The organism is Bacillus sp. DX3.1 (genome assembly GCF_030292155.1).
In the GTDB taxonomy this organism is placed as follows: domain Bacteria; phylum Bacillota; class Bacilli; order Bacillales; family Bacillaceae_G; genus Bacillus_A.
The window spans coordinates 3136389-3151910 of sequence record NZ_CP128153.1 but is presented as its reverse complement, the minus strand read 5'-3'; the positions used below and the strand labels follow the sequence as shown (position 1 = coordinate 3151910).

Here is a 15522-nt window from a genome sequence, read left to right as displayed (position 1 = left end):
GATTATTCATATGAAGATGTGTACGGTTATTTATCTTCTACATCCATAATTAAAGTATCAAATAGCTTACAGTCTATATAAACTAAAAATGCTCATTTACAATTGATAAACTCAATAAAAATGACGTGCCTATATAAATACAAATTAAAAAACTGACATAAAACCCTTCTTTTTAGGCGGGAGAGAGCATCCGGCCATGCATAGAAGCGGTCAGAACCTTTTCCTGCCCAGACATAGTGAAAACAAAGAGAGAAAATGAGTGCAGGTCACCTTTTGTTATCCATAGCCGCGGCTTATATGTCGAAAAATAAAAATGGATTTATATAGTATTTTAAATTTCAAAATACAATCCCCTTTCAAGTGATAGTAGCATAAAATGTAAAATTAGATGCCTTATATTTTCTCTTAGAGTAATTATTATCCTCCCACTAAAAAACATTTGCTATTATTCAAACCGTGTTCCCGCAGGATTGTCCAACCTTTTTATATTGGTTGAGAGGTCTCGAGTGTAGACATCCAAAATGTTTGTTTTTTAATTCATATAATTGGAATGAATTTTCACCTTACGTTAGTAGACTAATAAAAATAAGTTTACAAATTTGCGCTAAGCTTATATAATTTGACTCGTATAAAAAAGTTGCGTTAACGCAAAAAAAGATATGTTTATTTTATAGGTATAAAATGATGATATATTTTTTTGTTAAAAAGTTGCATTAATGCAAAATAATTAACCTATAGCAAAAATAGAGAGGAGTGCATATGAAAAATGAATGAAGCCTTAGTTGTGAATGAATTATTTGTTTCTTATCAAGGGAATCAAGTAATACAAAATGTTTCTTTCTGTATAGAGAAAGGAAAGCTTGTCGGAATTATTGGCCCAAATGGGGCAGGTAAATCTACATTAATGAAAGCGGTTCTAGATTTAATACCAAACGATAAAGGACATATTCGTATTCTTGGAGAGAGTATTCGTAACGCTAGGAAGTTTGCTGCATATGTACCACAAAGAAGCGATATTGACTGGGATTTCCCAATTACTGTTTTAGATGTCGTGCTAATCGGTACCTATCCATCCCTAGGAATGCTTAAAAGGCCAAAAAAAGAACACCGAGATTGGGCTGTTGAATGTCTGCATAAAGTTGGTATGGAAAGCTTTAAAAACCGCCAAATTGGTGAACTTTCAGGTGGACAGCAGCAACGGGTATTTTTGGCGAGAGCTCTCGCGCAAAAAGCAGAAATTTTCTTTTTAGATGAACCGTTTGTTGGGATCGATGTGACAAGTGAAGAAATGATTATTCAGATTCTGAGAGAATTGCGTAAGGAAGGGAAAACAATTATCGTTGTTCATCATGATTTGAGTAAAGCAGAAGCTTATTTTGATGAGTTGCTTTTATTAAATCAGCGCCTCATTCATTACGGGGAAGTACAACAAGTACTAGAACCTACTGTTATTTCAAAAGCATATGTGAACCACGGAATGTTTTTTAATAGTCCAGGGGAGGTACATTCATCATGAGGATTTTAGAATTTATAGATGCACTCATGCAATACGGTTTTCTACAGAAGGCATTATTAACTTCTATTATGGTGGGAGTCATCTGCGGTGTAATTGGATGTTTCATCATTTTACGAGGAATGGCATTAATGGGGGATGCTATTTCACACGCAGTCCTTCCCGGAGTAGCTATCTCTTATATGATGGGTGTGAATTATTTCATAGGTGCGGTTGTGACGGGCGTTATAACCGCAATTGGAATCGGATTTGTTAGTCAAAATAGCCGGATTAAACATGATATGGCGATTGGAATTATGTTTACGTCCGTATTTGCGGTAGGGATTATCCTAATTACCTTTATGAAAAGTAGTGCAGATTTGTACCATATATTATTTGGAAATGTTTTATCTGTTCGTTCATCTGATATGTGGATGACATTGATCATTGGGATTGTCATTATAAGTCTTGTCTACTTATTCTACAAAGAACTGCTTGTATCGACTTTTGATCCAACAATGGCACAAAGCTATGGGTTACCTAATAAGTTAATCCATTATGGTTTAATGGTTCTTCTTACAATGGTTACAGTAGCATCTCTTCAAACGGTAGGGATTATTCTTGTTGTGGCAATGTTAATTACACCAGCCGCAACTGCGTATCTGCTAACAAATCGTTTATGGGTGATGATTTATTTAGCCGCTGGTATTGGTGCACTTTCAGCTGTAGTTGGATTATATTTTAGTTTTACATACAATCTCGCTTCAGGTGCAACAATCGTTCTTGTCGCAGCGTTCCTGTTTGCATTGGCATTCTTTTTCTCACCGTCCCAAGGTTTGTTTTGGAAGTCATTAAAAATTAGAAAAAATAAAGCAAAATTGTCTTAAATAGATTGGAGGATAAGAATGAAATTGAAAAATGTTTTGGTTTCTATACTTTGTATTTGTGTGTTTGCTTTAACGGCATGTTCTAGTAGTACAAATGGTAAGGGAGATAAGGAAGGTAAACTTCACATTGTTACGACTTACTCCATTATTTATGATATGGTCAAAAACATAGGTGGAGACAAAGTTGAGATTCATAGTCTCGTTGCAATCGGTGAAAACCCACATGAATATGACCCACTTCCTAAAGATGTTATGAAAATGACAGATGCAGATGTAATTTTCTATAATGGATTAAATTTAGAGGAAGGAAACTCTTGGTTTAAAAAACTATTAAAGACCTCTGATAAATCAGGGAAAGATGCACCAGTTTATAAAGTAAGTGAGGGTGTTGAACCAATTTATTTAGAAACAAAAGGGTTAGAAAAAGAACCAGATCCACATGCGTGGATGAATATTCAAAATGGGATTACGTATGCTGACAATGTAAAAAAAGCATTAATTAAAGAGGACCCCAAAAATAAAGAATATTATACTGAAAATGCGAAGAAATACACAGAACAATTAAAGCAGCTTCATGAAGAAATAATTAGTAAAATCAATCAAATTCCGGAAGAAAAACGATTCTTAATATCAAGCGAAGGTGCCTTTAAGTACTTTGGTAAAGCGTATGGAGTAAAAACGGGATATATATGGGAAATTAATTCAGAAAACCAAGGAACGCCAAATCAAATTCGCGATGTGGTTAGTCTCATTCAATCTAATAAAATTCCCTCATTATTTGTAGAAACAAGTGTAGATAAGCGTAGTATGGAAACAGTATCAAAAGAAACAGGAGTACCGATTGCTGGTACAATCTTTACAGACTCACTTGGACAACAAGGGGAAGATGGTGATACTTATTTGAAAATGATGAAGTGGAATACGGATATGATTATTAATGGATTGCAAAAATAATATAATACAAAAAAACAAGCGCATATTTTGCGCTTGTTTTTGTTATAAACATAAATGTATATAAATACAAATTAAAAAACCGACATAAAACCCTTCTTTTTAGGTGGGAGAGAGAATCCGGCCATGCATAGAAGCGGTCAGATCCTTTCCCTGCCCAGACATAGTGAAAACAAAGAGAGAAAACGAGTGCAGGTCACCTTTTGTTATCCATAGTCGCGGCTTATATGTCGAAAAATCAAAATAGATTTATATATTGGAAAGAATGTATCGTTTATAAAAAAGAGATTTTGATTTTTCGTATTGTGCTAACGCTGCGGGGGGAATTAAAGTAATTATCTAAAAGCATCTTTTCTAAAACTATTTCCTAAATATAACCTGAAGTTTACTGTGAAATTATTCAGTGATAGTATTAGTGAACTGGAAGACGCTTTTTAACACAAGTGAAGCAACAAACAAACTGTTAATCCTGTATAATTACCTGTATATTAAATTATATAAGTAATACGAAAACAAAGGATGTGCACATATTGTTTGAGAACCATGATTATCCAAATCCAAAACGTGACATTAGTCGTAACAGTCTGCATGCTGACTGCGAGAACTGCTTCGGCTTGTGTTGTGTTGCACTACCTTTCGCAGCTTCAGTAGATTTTGCAATTGATAAAGATGCTGGCAAGCCCTGCCCCAATCTGCAATCGGACTTTCGTTGCAGTATTCATAAAGGCCTCAGACAACAGGGGTTTAAAGGATGTACCGTTTTTGAATGCTTCGGCGCGGGGCAAAAGGTTTCCCAAGTTACTTTCGGAGGAATCGACTGGCGTGAAGGTCCAGAAAAGGCGAAGAAAATGTACAATGTGTTCCCAATTATGCAACAACTGCATGAGATGCTCTGGTATCTGACCGAAGCTCTAACGTTGGAAGCGTCTCGTCCGATTCATAGAGAGCTTAGCTTTGTCCTTGACGAGACGGAACGACTTTCTCAACTTAGTCCCGATTCACTCATGGAGCTAGACGTTCCATCACACCGGTCAGATGTAAACGCTTTACTTTTAAGGACAAGCGAGCTAGTGTGGACGGAGGCACGTCGCCAGCATAAGAATTCCCAAAAAAGCAAGAGAATTGACCATCGAGGAGCAGATCTTATGGGTGCAAATCTTAGAGGAGCAGATCTCAGAGGAGCCAATTTAAGAGGAGCATACCTGATTGCTGCTGACCTCCGAGGCGCCGATTTGAGAGCGGCTGACCTTATCGGTGCTGATTTACGAGATGCCGACCTTAGAGGAGCAGATTTCGCAGAGCGTATCTTTCTCACCCAAGTTCAGATTAACTCGGCGAAGGGCGATGCACACACAAAATTACCTCACTTGCTTTCTCGTCCAACACACTGGTCTGCTTTGAGCAAAAGAACAAATAAAATAAATTAAAAGAATCCCAATTTCTCTGTGTTATAAATGAGAGATTGGATTTTTACTGCCTGCGAATAGCGAGATAAAAATACGCTAATTGCTTTTTAAAATCAAAAAAAATTGATTTATTGATTGCATTTATTAGGTAGCTGTACATATAATAGAAATATCAAAAAAAGTTGATGAAAGGATTCGGCATAATGAAACCAAATTTTGAACAATATGAAAAAAAATTTAAAGCTCTCGCAGATCAAAAGAGATTAGAAATTATGTATGAATTATGTCAACGAGGGCAGACATGTGTGTGTGATTTAACAGAAGTATTTGGAATGACACAGTCTAAATTGTCTTATCACTTAAAAATATTGCTTGATGCGAATCTCATTGTAAAAGAAACAAAGGGAACGTGGAGCTATTATGATTTAAATGATGATGAAGTAAATAAGTTATTGTCAGAAGAACTTTGTTGCGTGTTTAGAAAAACTGGCAAAGGCAGTTGCTGCTAGTTTTTTTATCTTTTAAATCAATTTTTTTTGATTAATAAAAATGGAGAAAGGGAGAAATAAATTATGAAATATGTACATGTAGGTATTAATGTAACTCATCTTGAAAAATCAATTGAGTTTTACACAAAAGTATTTGGAGTAACGCCTGTCAAAGTAAAAGAGGATTATGCAAAATTTTTACTAGAAAAACCAGGCTTAAATTTTACGCTAAACGTAAGAGATGAAGTGAAAGGAAATCAAGTAAACCATTTTGGCTTTCAGGTAGAGACTCAAGAAGAAATATTGTTACATAAAGAACGCTTAGAAAAAGAAGGGTTCTTTGCCCGTGAAGAAATGGATACGACTTGTTGCTACGCTGTGCAAGATAAGTTTTGGGTGACAGACCCTAATGGTAATGAATGGGAGTTTTTCTACACGAAGGCTAACAGTGAGATTCATAAAGTAGAATCTTCTATATAAATACAAATTAAAAAACCGACATAAAACCCTTCTTTTTAGGTGAGAGAGAGCATCCGGCTATGCATAGAAGTGGTCAGATCCTTTTTCTGCCCAGACATAGTGAAAACAAAGAAAGAAAACGAGTGCAGGTCACCTTTTGTTATCCATAGCCGCGGCTATATGTCGAAAATCAAAATGGATTTATATAGTTGTTGTATAGATCATAGTGAAAAGGTTGTAAATCCAACTTCATGTTGTTAAAACAAAAAGGAGAACAAAATGAAACGATTATCTTTCCTTGATAGATATTTAACACTCTGGATCTTTTTAGCGATGATAGTGGGAATTACATTAAGCTTCATCTTTCCAAGTTTTATAGATGGCATAAATAGTTTCCAAGTCGGAACAACTTCTGTTCCGCTTGCTATTGGTTTGATTCTTATGATGTATCCTCCACTAGCGAAAGTCCGTTATGAGGAAATGGGGCGTGTTTTTAAGGATACAAAAATACTACTATTATCTCTTATTCAAAATTGGATTATTGGTCCCATACTAATGTTTCTTCTTGCCATTATTTTTTTAGGAGATAAACCAGAATATATGGTTGGTCTTATTATTATTGGATTAGCTCGTTGCATTGCGATGGTCATTGTATGGAACGATCTTGCAAAAGGAGATACAGAATACGCTGCTGGGCTGGTTGCTTTTAATTCGGTCTTCCAAGTATTATTTTTCTCTGTGTATGCGTATGTGTTTGTTACAGTGATTCCGGATTGGTTAGGAATCGAAGGTGCTGTTGTAAGTATTACAATGCTGGAAGTCGCAAAATCCGTATTCATTTATTTGGGGATTCCGTTTATTGCTGGAATGATAACGCGATATATATTTGTAAAAACAAAAGGTAGGGAATGGTATGAAAAAGTATTCATTCCAAAGATTAGTCCGATCACATTAATTGCACTACTATTTACGATTGTTGTTATGTTCTCTTTAAAAGGGGAAATGGTAGTTAACTTACCACTAGATGTTGTTCGAATTGCGATTCCGTTGCTCATTTACTTTATTGTCATGTTCTTTGTTTCTTTCTTCTTAGGAAAAAAATTAGGTGCTGGTTATCCAGTTACAACAACACTCGCTTTTACAGCTGGTAGTAATAATTTTGAGTTAGCGATTGCAGTAGCTGTCGGTGTATTTGGCATTCATTCTGGCATCGCATTTGCAGCTGTTATCGGTCCTTTAGTAGAGGTGCCAGTTATGATAGCACTTGTAAATGTAGCGCTATGGTTTCAGCGTAAATATTTTCAAAATCAAAAACTTTAAATTAAAACATAAAGGTGGTTCGATCACATGACAAACAAAAAAATGATTTACTTCTTATGTACAGGAAACTCTTGCCGCAGCCAAATGGCTGAAGGATGGGGAAAAAAGATTTTAGGTGAGGGCTGGGATGTATACTCAGCTGGTATTGAAGCGCATGGTGTAAACCCAAAAGCTGTAAAGGCAATGAAAGAAGTAAATATTGATATTACAAATCAGACATCTGATATCATTAATCAAGATATTCTTAAGCGTGCAGACTTAGTTGTTACACTGTGTGGTCATGCAAATGATGTATGCCCAGCAACTCCCAAAAACAAAGAGCGAGTCCACTGGGGATTTGATGATTCGGCCAAAGTTGAAGGAACAGAAGATGAGAGGTGGGCTGTTTTCCAACGTGTTCGTGACGAGATTGGGAACCGTATTACGAAATTTGCGGAAACAGGTGAATAAAACAATTTGATGTAAGAAAAGCCGATAGTTCCTTTTGTAGGAAATCGGCTTTTTTAATTTGCTCGAGCTTACAAGAAAGAACCTACAATTTAGAAATTACAAATGGTATTTCATGGTTACTAAAACGCAGAAGAGGTGATACAATACCTTTAAAAGTCAGAATAATCTAATTATAAAGAGTAGGAGGTTTCTATCATGTCTATATTAAATCAGATTAAAGAAAATGTTTCAAAAGTGATTGTAGGGAAAGAAGAGGTAATTGATTTAGCCATGATTGCATTAGTGGCAAACGGACACGTGTTATTAGAAGATGTGCCCGGAACAGGGAAAACAACGCTTGCCAAAACCCTTGCGAAAAGTATAGATGGAGAATTTCAACGTGTGCAGTTTACTTCTGATACATTGCCTGGAGATGTCGTAGGATTAGAATATTTTGATATGAAAGAGAGTGATTTCAAAACGAGAAAAGGTCCGATTTTTGCTAATCTTGTTCTTGTAGATGAAATCAATCGAGCGGTTCCTCGTACACAATCAGCATTGTTGGAGGTGATGGAAGAACGAACAGTAACGATTGCAGGAGAAACGCATCAATTACCAAATCCGTTTATCGTATTGGCTACACAAAACCCTTTAGAATCAGCGGGAACTTTTCCACTCCCAGATGCGCAGTTGGATCGCTTTCTGCTGACAATTCGGCAAGGATATCCTAATCGTAGACATGAAAAAGAAATGCTCCAACGATTTAAAGAGCAGAACCCGCTTCAATTATTACAAAGTGTTGTTTCTCTTGTAGATATATTAAATCTGCAAGAACAAGCGAAGAAAATCCATATGCAAGATGAAGTGGAAGAGTACTTGTTGGATATTGTAGAGGCAACACGTAATCATGAGCTTGTAGAGATTGGGGTGAGTCCACGTGGTTCTCTAGCATTTATGAGGGCGGCACAAGCACGAGCATTATTAAAAGGTAGGGAATATACAACTCCTGATGATTTAAAAGTGTTAGCAACCCCAGTTTGTGCACATCGGCTTACACTTACAATTGAAGGTGATATGAAAACAACAAAAGTAGGGGTAATGAAAAAAATTTTGGAACAAGTATCCGTGCCAGTGGAGAGCGTATGAATGGAATGATTGTAAGGAAACATCCTATCGTGGAACCATTTGTCATGATAGGTGTGGGAGTTCTTAATTTGGTAATCGTTATCTTTACGAATCAGTTCCTGATATTTGTAGTTTTTTTGCTTTATCTGTTCCTAATGGGATTTTTACATATGTATATGAGAGCTGTAAAGCGGGTGAAGTGGGAAATTTCTCAAGAACAGGAGCGTTTGTTTATTGAAGAAACAGGAAATTGTGAGGTGCAGGTTATCAATCCAGCGCATTTTCCAATCTTCAACATGTCTCTGCAGTTTCGTTCTGATGAACACCTGTTATGGAGGGGCGAGCTGGAAGTGCAACGCTCCCATAACTTATACCAAATCCCCTTGCAAATAGAGGGGAAAGGGATGACAACAATAACGCTAACAGGTATTGCAAAGGGCAGAGGCGTTCATGGATGGCGAGACGCAGAGCTAATTATTTCCGATTGTTTCATATTCTTCCTCAAATGTCCAAAGTAATAATACCAGAAATGACAAGCTGGAAACATGGATTTCGTCCAGCGGCCATCTCTCCGTTATATGATGAAACGAAAATTATTGGTGTGAAGGCATATGAAGGGGAGTCATTTCGTTCGATTCACTGGGGTGCTACTGCAAAAACAGGTGTCATCAGTGCGAAAAAATATGAATATACACAAGGAGACCGCTATGCAGTGTATTTGAATATATCAGGTAAAACAGGCTATACACTTCGTCCTGATATGGAATATTTAATTCAAGTAACAGCAGGGGTCTGCCGACAACTCATTTCACAAGATTGCTCTTTTGAGCTTTGGATAAACGGGATACGTGAACAAGGTGTCATACATTTAACGGGAGGAACACACCGGAAACAACTTTATAAAGCAATGGATCTCTTATCCTCTTTAACAGAAAAGGATGCACCGCTGAATTCACATTTTTTCTATCAAACTGGTTTTCGAAAACAAGCGGCAGGGTGTATTCCACTGATTGTTGGATATCCCCCAGAAAAACAAAAGGGATGGGTCCAAATCATGAAATAAAGGAAGGGGAGCATGGAAAAAAATAAGCAGGGACAACGTATTTTATTTTGTTTCATAGTCATTGGACTGTGTTTAGTGGCAGCGATAGGAATAACAATTGGTGTTTTTTTTACAAAGGAAAAAATAGGAGAACATTTACAGGAAAAGAAGGAGAATAGAACGTATAAAGAACCACCTCCCCCTTCAAAGGGTGGTGGTGAACTTACGGAATTGGAACCTACACGTAAAGGAAAGTGGGACTTTAGTGAAGATAAAAATAAATACAAAATTAAAAAGGGGAAATTTGATGGTAATAAGAAAACAGTGATACAAAAGTTAAAAGAAGCAATAGAAAATTTCACACTGATTATAAAAAATAATCAACTGACGATTTTTGGGGTTGTATTGATGTTAACCATCATCCTATTTCTAGTCTTCCGCCGTATGCAAAAAAAGAAACAATTACCGAACATACAACTTACTGAAAAGATGGAAATACAAGAATCTGAAGAAGATGTCCAGGATACCAATTATATTCCGCCCCTCCCAGCTGATGAAGTGAGAGCAATGCTAGTAAACTGGGAACGTACATTACCAACATTCGCGAAACGGCGCATTTATGAGACGATGCAACAATGGTTCTCTCGTATACAAAAAAACGATGACATTATTACTATATATGAAAAAGTGCGGTATGGGGAGTTAGCTGTTTCAAGCGACGAACTGCAGATTATGCAGCGGTGGATAAAAGAAAATGAAAAAAGAGTTCATGAAAAATGAGCTCTTTTTGCTTTTATGTACTTCCATAAAAAGAGCATATAGTCCTTCCTATGAATAGTTAAAAAATGATTCGTTTTGCAGTTATCCCGCTATTCGCGGGCAGTAAAACCCCGATTGGTGAGGGCTAATAAGCAGTGGGGATGAAGAAACCCCCCACTGCTTAAAATTTTACTTTATAGGTTCGTATGTTTTATCTATCATTAAATTGTAAGTGAGACCAAGTAATACTAGAAATCCACCGATTATTTTACCGATAGATACATCGTTTGACGTGAAAAAATCAATTGCAACTCCCATAAATAATTGTCCTACAAAAATCAACAATGTTAAATAGAAAGATGAAACTTTAGGAGTGATATAGTTTGATAATACAATTACAATTACACCTGCTAAACCTCCTAAGTAAACTACAAATGGTATAGATTGCAATGTTGAAGTTGATATATGAAGAGATTCATTACTAAAGATTAAAAACAATAAAGAAAAAAATAGTCCAGTAATATAGTTAAAAAGCGTACCTTGAAAAATACCAATTTTAGCTGCTAAGTTAGCGTTAATAATTCTTGCGACTACAATGGAAACCCCAACTAAAATGGCAATACAAATATATAGCATCATTTCGTCCTCCATTAAAAAATAGTCATTACACCGATTCCTGAAGAAATCAGTAGTAATCCAATGATTTTTTTCTTTTCAAATTTCACAATCTTCATGCCTAATAAGCCGAAATGATCAATGATAATTGATGAAACAGATTGCCCAAGTAAACCTAAAGCGATCGTGATAGAGACACCAAGGGAAGTGAAGCTTATATTACTAAACAGTACAGTAAAAACTCCAATAGCTCCTGCACTATAAAGATAGAGAGGAATTCCTTGTTGGATACGAAGTTTAGATTTACTTATAAGTAAAACAATGATAATGGCAATTAACCCAACAATATGAATCATAACGCTAGATGTATAGTTCCCCGTAATCTCAGATAAGATGCCATTCAATGGAATCATAATGGCAATAAAAGCCCCTATAAGGACAGACAGTAAGTTGTACATAGCATTTTCCCCTTACATTTTTACATGTAATGTATCATGATTGAATTGTGAATCACTATGACATATGTCATAGTGAGAGAAAGAAATCTTATTTATAATTGTAAAGGGACACAAAGGTGAGGTAGGGAGATATATGAAAAAGCTGTATAATTCTAAAAAGTTAGATGAGTATGTTAACCAGAATAATATTGGGGCATTTTTTAGTAACGACATGAAATCATGTATGGAACTATTACTCTTTAAAAAGAATGAGCATATTTGTAAGGAGAATGAAGAAATTCATTATCTTTATTTCTTTGTAGAGGGAAAAGCAAAGGCATATAACACATTAAGTAATGGCAAATCCTTATTATTATGTTTCTATGACGGATTGCAAGTGTTAGGAGATGTAGAATTGATTCATTCTCAAAAAACATCTTCAAATGTTCAGGTAATGGAAGATTCATATTGTATTGGTATACCTTTAGAAAAGGTTAGAGTGCAATTGCTTCATGATGCGACATTTTTAAGGTGTATTTGTGATTCTTTAGCTGAAAAATTAAACAGACTTTCAAAAAATAGTTCAATTAACTTACTTTATCCTCTCGAAAACAGATTAGCGAGCTATATTCTTGCAACAGGAGAAAGTGTTATTCATAAAGAAAAAAAGATTATATTTAATGGGAATTTAACTGAAACATCGGAGCTGTTAGGGACAAGCTACCGACATTTACTACGAACATTAAATATTCTTTGTGATAAAGGGGTAATAAAAAAGAACAACGGGTACTTTGAGGTAATGGACATGCGGTTTTTAAATGAGCTTGCGGCGGATGTTTACAAATAAAGCTAGATGTATAGCTCTAATTTGATAAGTTATATGGATGCCTTTTCTTGTTGACTAGGATTTTTTTTGAAAAACACAGGTTTATTTCAAGTCTTTGAGAATAGTGGGGATGTAATGAAATAGAAGATAGATATCATTTCACATATTCACGGTAATAATCTAGCTTAGGAATTATTTTTAAATTCACTTATCAGTATTTATAATGATAAGTGAAAAAAGACCGTCTCTTTGACGATCCTTTTAAACTACATCCCCCGTTACTAACATAGAACGTTGTTGAAGGCTTTTGGAACGCAGACTATACGCGACTACTTTCTTCTTGTACTGTTTGACTACATCAACGTGATCGTTGTAACTGTACACAGAAAACCTAACATCGTTTTTGCCCCTCTTAGTATCAATGACCAATGGAGTCCCACTGCTATTTGGAGGGAAATAATATCGCTCTAAAAATAGCGCTTGGTTAAAATGATTAATAACTTGAATTTTATCTTCACCTTCCAAGCGTTTTCCGTCGATGGTTACAGTGACAGTCGCGTCATTAAGCTTTGGATGCAATTCAAATTTGCTGGCAAACGACTCCACAACAGAGGTTGGAAGACACGTCACTATTATTTTAATACAACCCATAAGAATCAACGAAAGTATTAACCAGGTCGTCATATTTTATCATCTCCGTTCTAAAATAATATCATTACATAACTAATATTATCATAGTGCAATTAGTTAATTTTTGTACATTATGTGAAACTTGATCAAGTTATGAGGAAGTGTCAACGGTAAATCGGGGTTCCGCCACATGTCCATCAAGCTTACATTTTGAATTGTCCCCAAAACGAAATTTCTATCTAAGAAATAAACCATTAAATGTAAAGTTAAAATAAATGTATTTTATTTTAATGTCTTAAATACGCATAACCCCGTCCTAAAATTAGAGCGGGGTTAAAATAAACTTGTTTAGTTTTTGGTGTAATATAATTCTATATTAAAAATATAATAAAACAGTCGTTTAAATGTGGTTTGGGTTCTCCCATAATCACGCCCGATTGCTATAGATCAATAATTTTTTTCAGATTCTCAATTTAACAGAGTGAATAGTGATTTATCGGTAATTGTTATGAATTGGTTGAAACAGATCCTCTTGGCTGATCCGAACAACAGAAAAATTGTCAACATTATAATGACCATGAAGTATTTCATTATGATGACTTATTATCTTTTCAGCAGATAGGATTGAAGAATCTGTCGTTGAATGACCATCCCCAACTAAAGTAACATCAAAATGATTCACCGTTGCAGTTCTCACCGCTGTGTCAATACAGTGTTCTGTTTTACATCCCATGATAACAAGATGTTCGATCTCGTTTTCCTTTAAAAAATCCATTAATGGTGTACCATAAAACGCATTTGTAGCTACTTTATCAAATATTTTTGCATTGGTTGGCACTTTTACTTTCGGGTGTATCTGAAAACCTGGACCTTTGCCATCAGCAACATCTTTATCCCTCACAAAGATAATCAAAGCATGTGATTCTAGTGCTTTATTAATAACCAAATTAACGTTATCTAACAATGCCTCTTTATTAAGCACATTTTTAGTTTCGTTATTACCATCAACTAATTCTTGTTGGACATCAATAATAAGCAAAGCTTGGTTCAATATAAAAACTCCTTTATGTTATGATTTATATATATGTTCTCCATATCTTTCTTCATTTTAATAATCATAATATCGCCCCCTTTTATCTTTTGAACCTATTTCGCTACAAACCTAATAAGTAGTATTGTTATATGTTAAGAGAGCAGACACTACTAGATAGGGGTCTAGGTCTTTTGACAAGTTCTCCTTGACAATTAGGACAAACATAATTCATTAATTTTGTACACTCCTCACAAAATGTACATTCATGTGTACAAATAAACGCCAAAGATTGCTCTTCAATCTTATTACTACATTGCTCACAACATTTCCTCATCTCAAGTCCCATTTTTATTCCTCCCATAACATGTTTTTCATTATATACATAAAATTATAAATATAATATAATTTTGTTTAAATACAAATTATTAGCTATTTCATCCAAAAGACTTAAAAAAATTATTCATTATAAGCGTTTTGCTTTAAATTTAAAGGGGTGTTTAGAATGGACCATATTGATCGAGAAATTTTACATATTCTTCAAGAAGATGGACGTATATCTATGACTGAACTAGGAAAAATGGTGAACTTATCAACACCTGCTGTAAAAGAAAGAGTGAAAAAATTAGAGGATAAAAATATTATTACAGCCTATAGGGCAGTTATAAACCCAGAGAAATTAAATAAGAATGTAACGGCTTTTGTTTTATTTGAATCAAAAAAATGCCAACAATTCAGAAGTTTTTGTAAAGAAAATCCGATGGTCTTTGAGTGCCACAGATTAGCTGGACAATATAGTTATTTGGTGAAAATAGTCACAGAATCGGTGCAACATTTAGAAGAATTTATAGATGCTTCAATGGAGTTTGGCTATCCATCAACTTTAATTAACTTATCATCACCAGTAAAATATAAATGTATTTTTTAGAAAAGAGTTCTTCGAAGCTATTTAAGAGATTCTGCCACATCGCTATCAAGCTAACAAAGAAAAAATTCCCTAAAATGAAAAAAATACGCTATTCTTTCTGTAGAATCATAGGAAAGGATGGCGTTTTTGATATGAACTTATCAATTTTTGATGAACTAGAGTATGATTTACTAAGTGGTCAGTTTCTACATGTTCATGTAGGATCAGGAAAGCACAATGATAAAACTTATGCTTCTACTTGTGTAACGTCTCTTCAATCGAACGATGTATATATACGTGATTTAGGATACTTCGACTTAAAAGACTTACATACTATAGAAGAGTGTAATGCTTATTTTATTTCAAGGTTAAAGCTCAATACACGTATATATCAGAAGAATAAAGAGCCTGGATACTTTCAAAATGGAACCATAAAGAAGCACACTGAGTACATCTAATTAGATATGGAGCAATTCATTGACCAATTACAGTCAGGTGAAACATATGAAATTCCTGAGATTTATATTGAAATGTATCAAAAACTTCCTACAAGACTAATTCTGTATAAATTAACTGAAACGCAAATGAAACGTAGACAAAAGGATTTAGCATCTAAAGAACATAAAAAGCAAATTACCTATAAAGAACGCAGTAAACGGCTTAGGGTAATAAAACGCATTATTTTATTACCAATAAATGTCTTAGAGTGGGTTTTACGT

19 protein-coding genes and 1 pseudogene are annotated in these 15522 nt (G+C 35.0%); 15 read left to right on the top strand and 5 right to left on the bottom strand.

What is annotated here, in order from left to right; translation table 11 throughout:
• The first annotated feature begins 766 nt into the window (after positions 1–766).
• The 12 genes from QRE67_RS15635 (at position 767) to QRE67_RS15580 (ending at position 10379) form a co-directional block, all read left to right on the top strand.
• Complete coding sequence (locus QRE67_RS15635; protein WP_286121085.1) at positions 767–1516, top strand: metal ABC transporter ATP-binding protein; 750 nt, start codon at positions 767–769, stop codon at positions 1514–1516.
• Positions 1513–2379 carry a metal ABC transporter permease gene (locus QRE67_RS15630; protein WP_286121084.1) on the top strand — a complete coding sequence of 289 codons (867 nt, stop codon included), beginning with the start codon at positions 1513–1515 and terminating at the stop codon, positions 2377–2379. Before QRE67_RS15635 ends, QRE67_RS15630 begins: the two co-directional genes overlap by 4 nt.
• A gap of 18 nt (positions 2380–2397) precedes the next feature.
• The gene (locus tag QRE67_RS15625; protein ID WP_286121083.1) at positions 2398–3333 is read left to right on the top strand and encodes a metal ABC transporter substrate-binding protein; all 936 of its coding nucleotides are present in this window, start codon (positions 2398–2400) and stop codon (positions 3331–3333) included.
• Between the two features lie 527 nt (positions 3334–3860).
• Positions 3861–4757 carry a pentapeptide repeat-containing protein gene (locus QRE67_RS15620; RefSeq protein WP_286121082.1) on the top strand — a complete coding sequence of 299 codons (897 nt, stop codon included), beginning with the start codon at positions 3861–3863 and terminating at the stop codon, positions 4755–4757.
• Positions 4758–4939: 182 nt separating this feature from the next.
• Positions 4940–5245, top strand: coding sequence for an arsenical resistance operon transcriptional regulator ArsR (arsR, locus tag QRE67_RS15615; RefSeq protein WP_286121081.1), 306 nt, complete (start codon positions 4940–4942; stop codon positions 5243–5245).
• A gap of 63 nt (positions 5246–5308) precedes the next feature.
• On the top strand, positions 5309–5704 hold the full coding sequence (locus QRE67_RS15610; RefSeq protein ID WP_286121080.1) for an ArsI/CadI family heavy metal resistance metalloenzyme: 396 nt from the start codon (positions 5309–5311) through the stop codon (positions 5702–5704).
• A 258-nt stretch (positions 5705–5962) separates the two neighbouring features.
• Positions 5963–7003, top strand: coding sequence for an ACR3 family arsenite efflux transporter (arsB, locus tag QRE67_RS15605; RefSeq protein ID WP_286121079.1), 1041 nt, complete (start codon positions 5963–5965; stop codon positions 7001–7003).
• A 27-nt stretch (positions 7004–7030) separates the two neighbouring features.
• The gene (gene arsC / locus QRE67_RS15600; protein ID WP_286121078.1) at positions 7031–7453 is read left to right on the top strand and encodes an arsenate reductase (thioredoxin); all 423 of its coding nucleotides are present in this window, start codon (positions 7031–7033) and stop codon (positions 7451–7453) included.
• 195 nt (positions 7454–7648) lie between these two features.
• Complete coding sequence (locus QRE67_RS15595; RefSeq protein WP_286121077.1) at positions 7649–8578, top strand: AAA family ATPase; 930 nt, start codon at positions 7649–7651, stop codon at positions 8576–8578.
• On the top strand, positions 8575–9075 hold the full coding sequence (locus QRE67_RS15590) for a hypothetical protein (RefSeq protein WP_286121076.1): 501 nt from the start codon (positions 8575–8577) through the stop codon (positions 9073–9075). Before QRE67_RS15595 ends, QRE67_RS15590 begins: the two co-directional genes overlap by 4 nt.
• The gene (locus QRE67_RS15585; RefSeq protein ID WP_286121074.1) at positions 9012–9620 is read left to right on the top strand and encodes a DUF58 domain-containing protein; all 609 of its coding nucleotides are present in this window, start codon (positions 9012–9014) and stop codon (positions 9618–9620) included. The genes QRE67_RS15590 and QRE67_RS15585 overlap by 64 nt, the downstream gene beginning before the upstream one ends.
• A gap of 12 nt (positions 9621–9632) precedes the next feature.
• Positions 9633–10379: a hypothetical protein gene (locus tag QRE67_RS15580; RefSeq protein ID WP_286121073.1), complete on the top strand. Its 747-nt coding sequence runs from the start codon at positions 9633–9635 to the stop codon at positions 10377–10379.
• Positions 10380–10547: 168 nt separating this feature from the next.
• On the opposite strand, the gene QRE67_RS15575 is transcribed toward QRE67_RS15580, so the two are convergent.
• The gene (locus tag QRE67_RS15575; protein WP_286125298.1) at positions 10548–10994 is read right to left on the bottom strand and encodes a DMT family transporter; all 447 of its coding nucleotides are present in this window, start codon (positions 10992–10994) and stop codon (positions 10548–10550) included.
• A 14-nt stretch (positions 10995–11008) separates the two neighbouring features.
• Positions 11009–11431, bottom strand: coding sequence for a DMT family transporter (locus QRE67_RS15570; protein WP_286121072.1), 423 nt, complete (start codon positions 11429–11431; stop codon positions 11009–11011).
• 133 nt (positions 11432–11564) lie between these two features.
• Between QRE67_RS15570 and yeiL the strand changes: the two genes are divergently transcribed.
• Entirely contained in the window at positions 11565–12257 is a 693-nt protein-coding gene (gene yeiL / locus QRE67_RS15565; protein ID WP_286121071.1) for a transcriptional regulator YeiL, read from the top strand.
• A gap of 240 nt (positions 12258–12497) precedes the next feature.
• Here yeiL and QRE67_RS15560 read toward each other — a convergent pair whose 3' ends face one another.
• From QRE67_RS15560 to QRE67_RS15550, 3 genes are all read right to left on the bottom strand, one after another.
• The gene (locus tag QRE67_RS15560) at positions 12498–12920 is read right to left on the bottom strand and encodes a YfmQ family protein (RefSeq protein ID WP_286121069.1); all 423 of its coding nucleotides are present in this window, start codon (positions 12918–12920) and stop codon (positions 12498–12500) included.
• A 439-nt stretch (positions 12921–13359) separates the two neighbouring features.
• Positions 13360–13917, bottom strand: a complete 558-nt coding sequence (locus QRE67_RS15555) for a cysteine hydrolase family protein (RefSeq protein WP_286121068.1) — start codon at positions 13915–13917, stop codon at positions 13360–13362.
• 127 nt (positions 13918–14044) lie between these two features.
• Positions 14045–14245 carry a DUF1272 domain-containing protein gene (locus QRE67_RS15550; protein ID WP_286121066.1) on the bottom strand — a complete coding sequence of 67 codons (201 nt, stop codon included), beginning with the start codon at positions 14243–14245 and terminating at the stop codon, positions 14045–14047.
• Between the two features lie 156 nt (positions 14246–14401).
• Between QRE67_RS15550 and QRE67_RS15545 the strand changes: the two genes are divergently transcribed.
• Positions 14402–14824: an Lrp/AsnC family transcriptional regulator gene (locus QRE67_RS15545; RefSeq protein WP_286121064.1), complete on the top strand. Its 423-nt coding sequence runs from the start codon at positions 14402–14404 to the stop codon at positions 14822–14824.
• Positions 14825–14976: 152 nt separating this feature from the next.
• A pseudogene (locus QRE67_RS15540) lies at positions 14977–15474 on the top strand (transposase); the annotation flags it as partial.
• Positions 15475–15522: the final 48 nt, after the last annotated feature.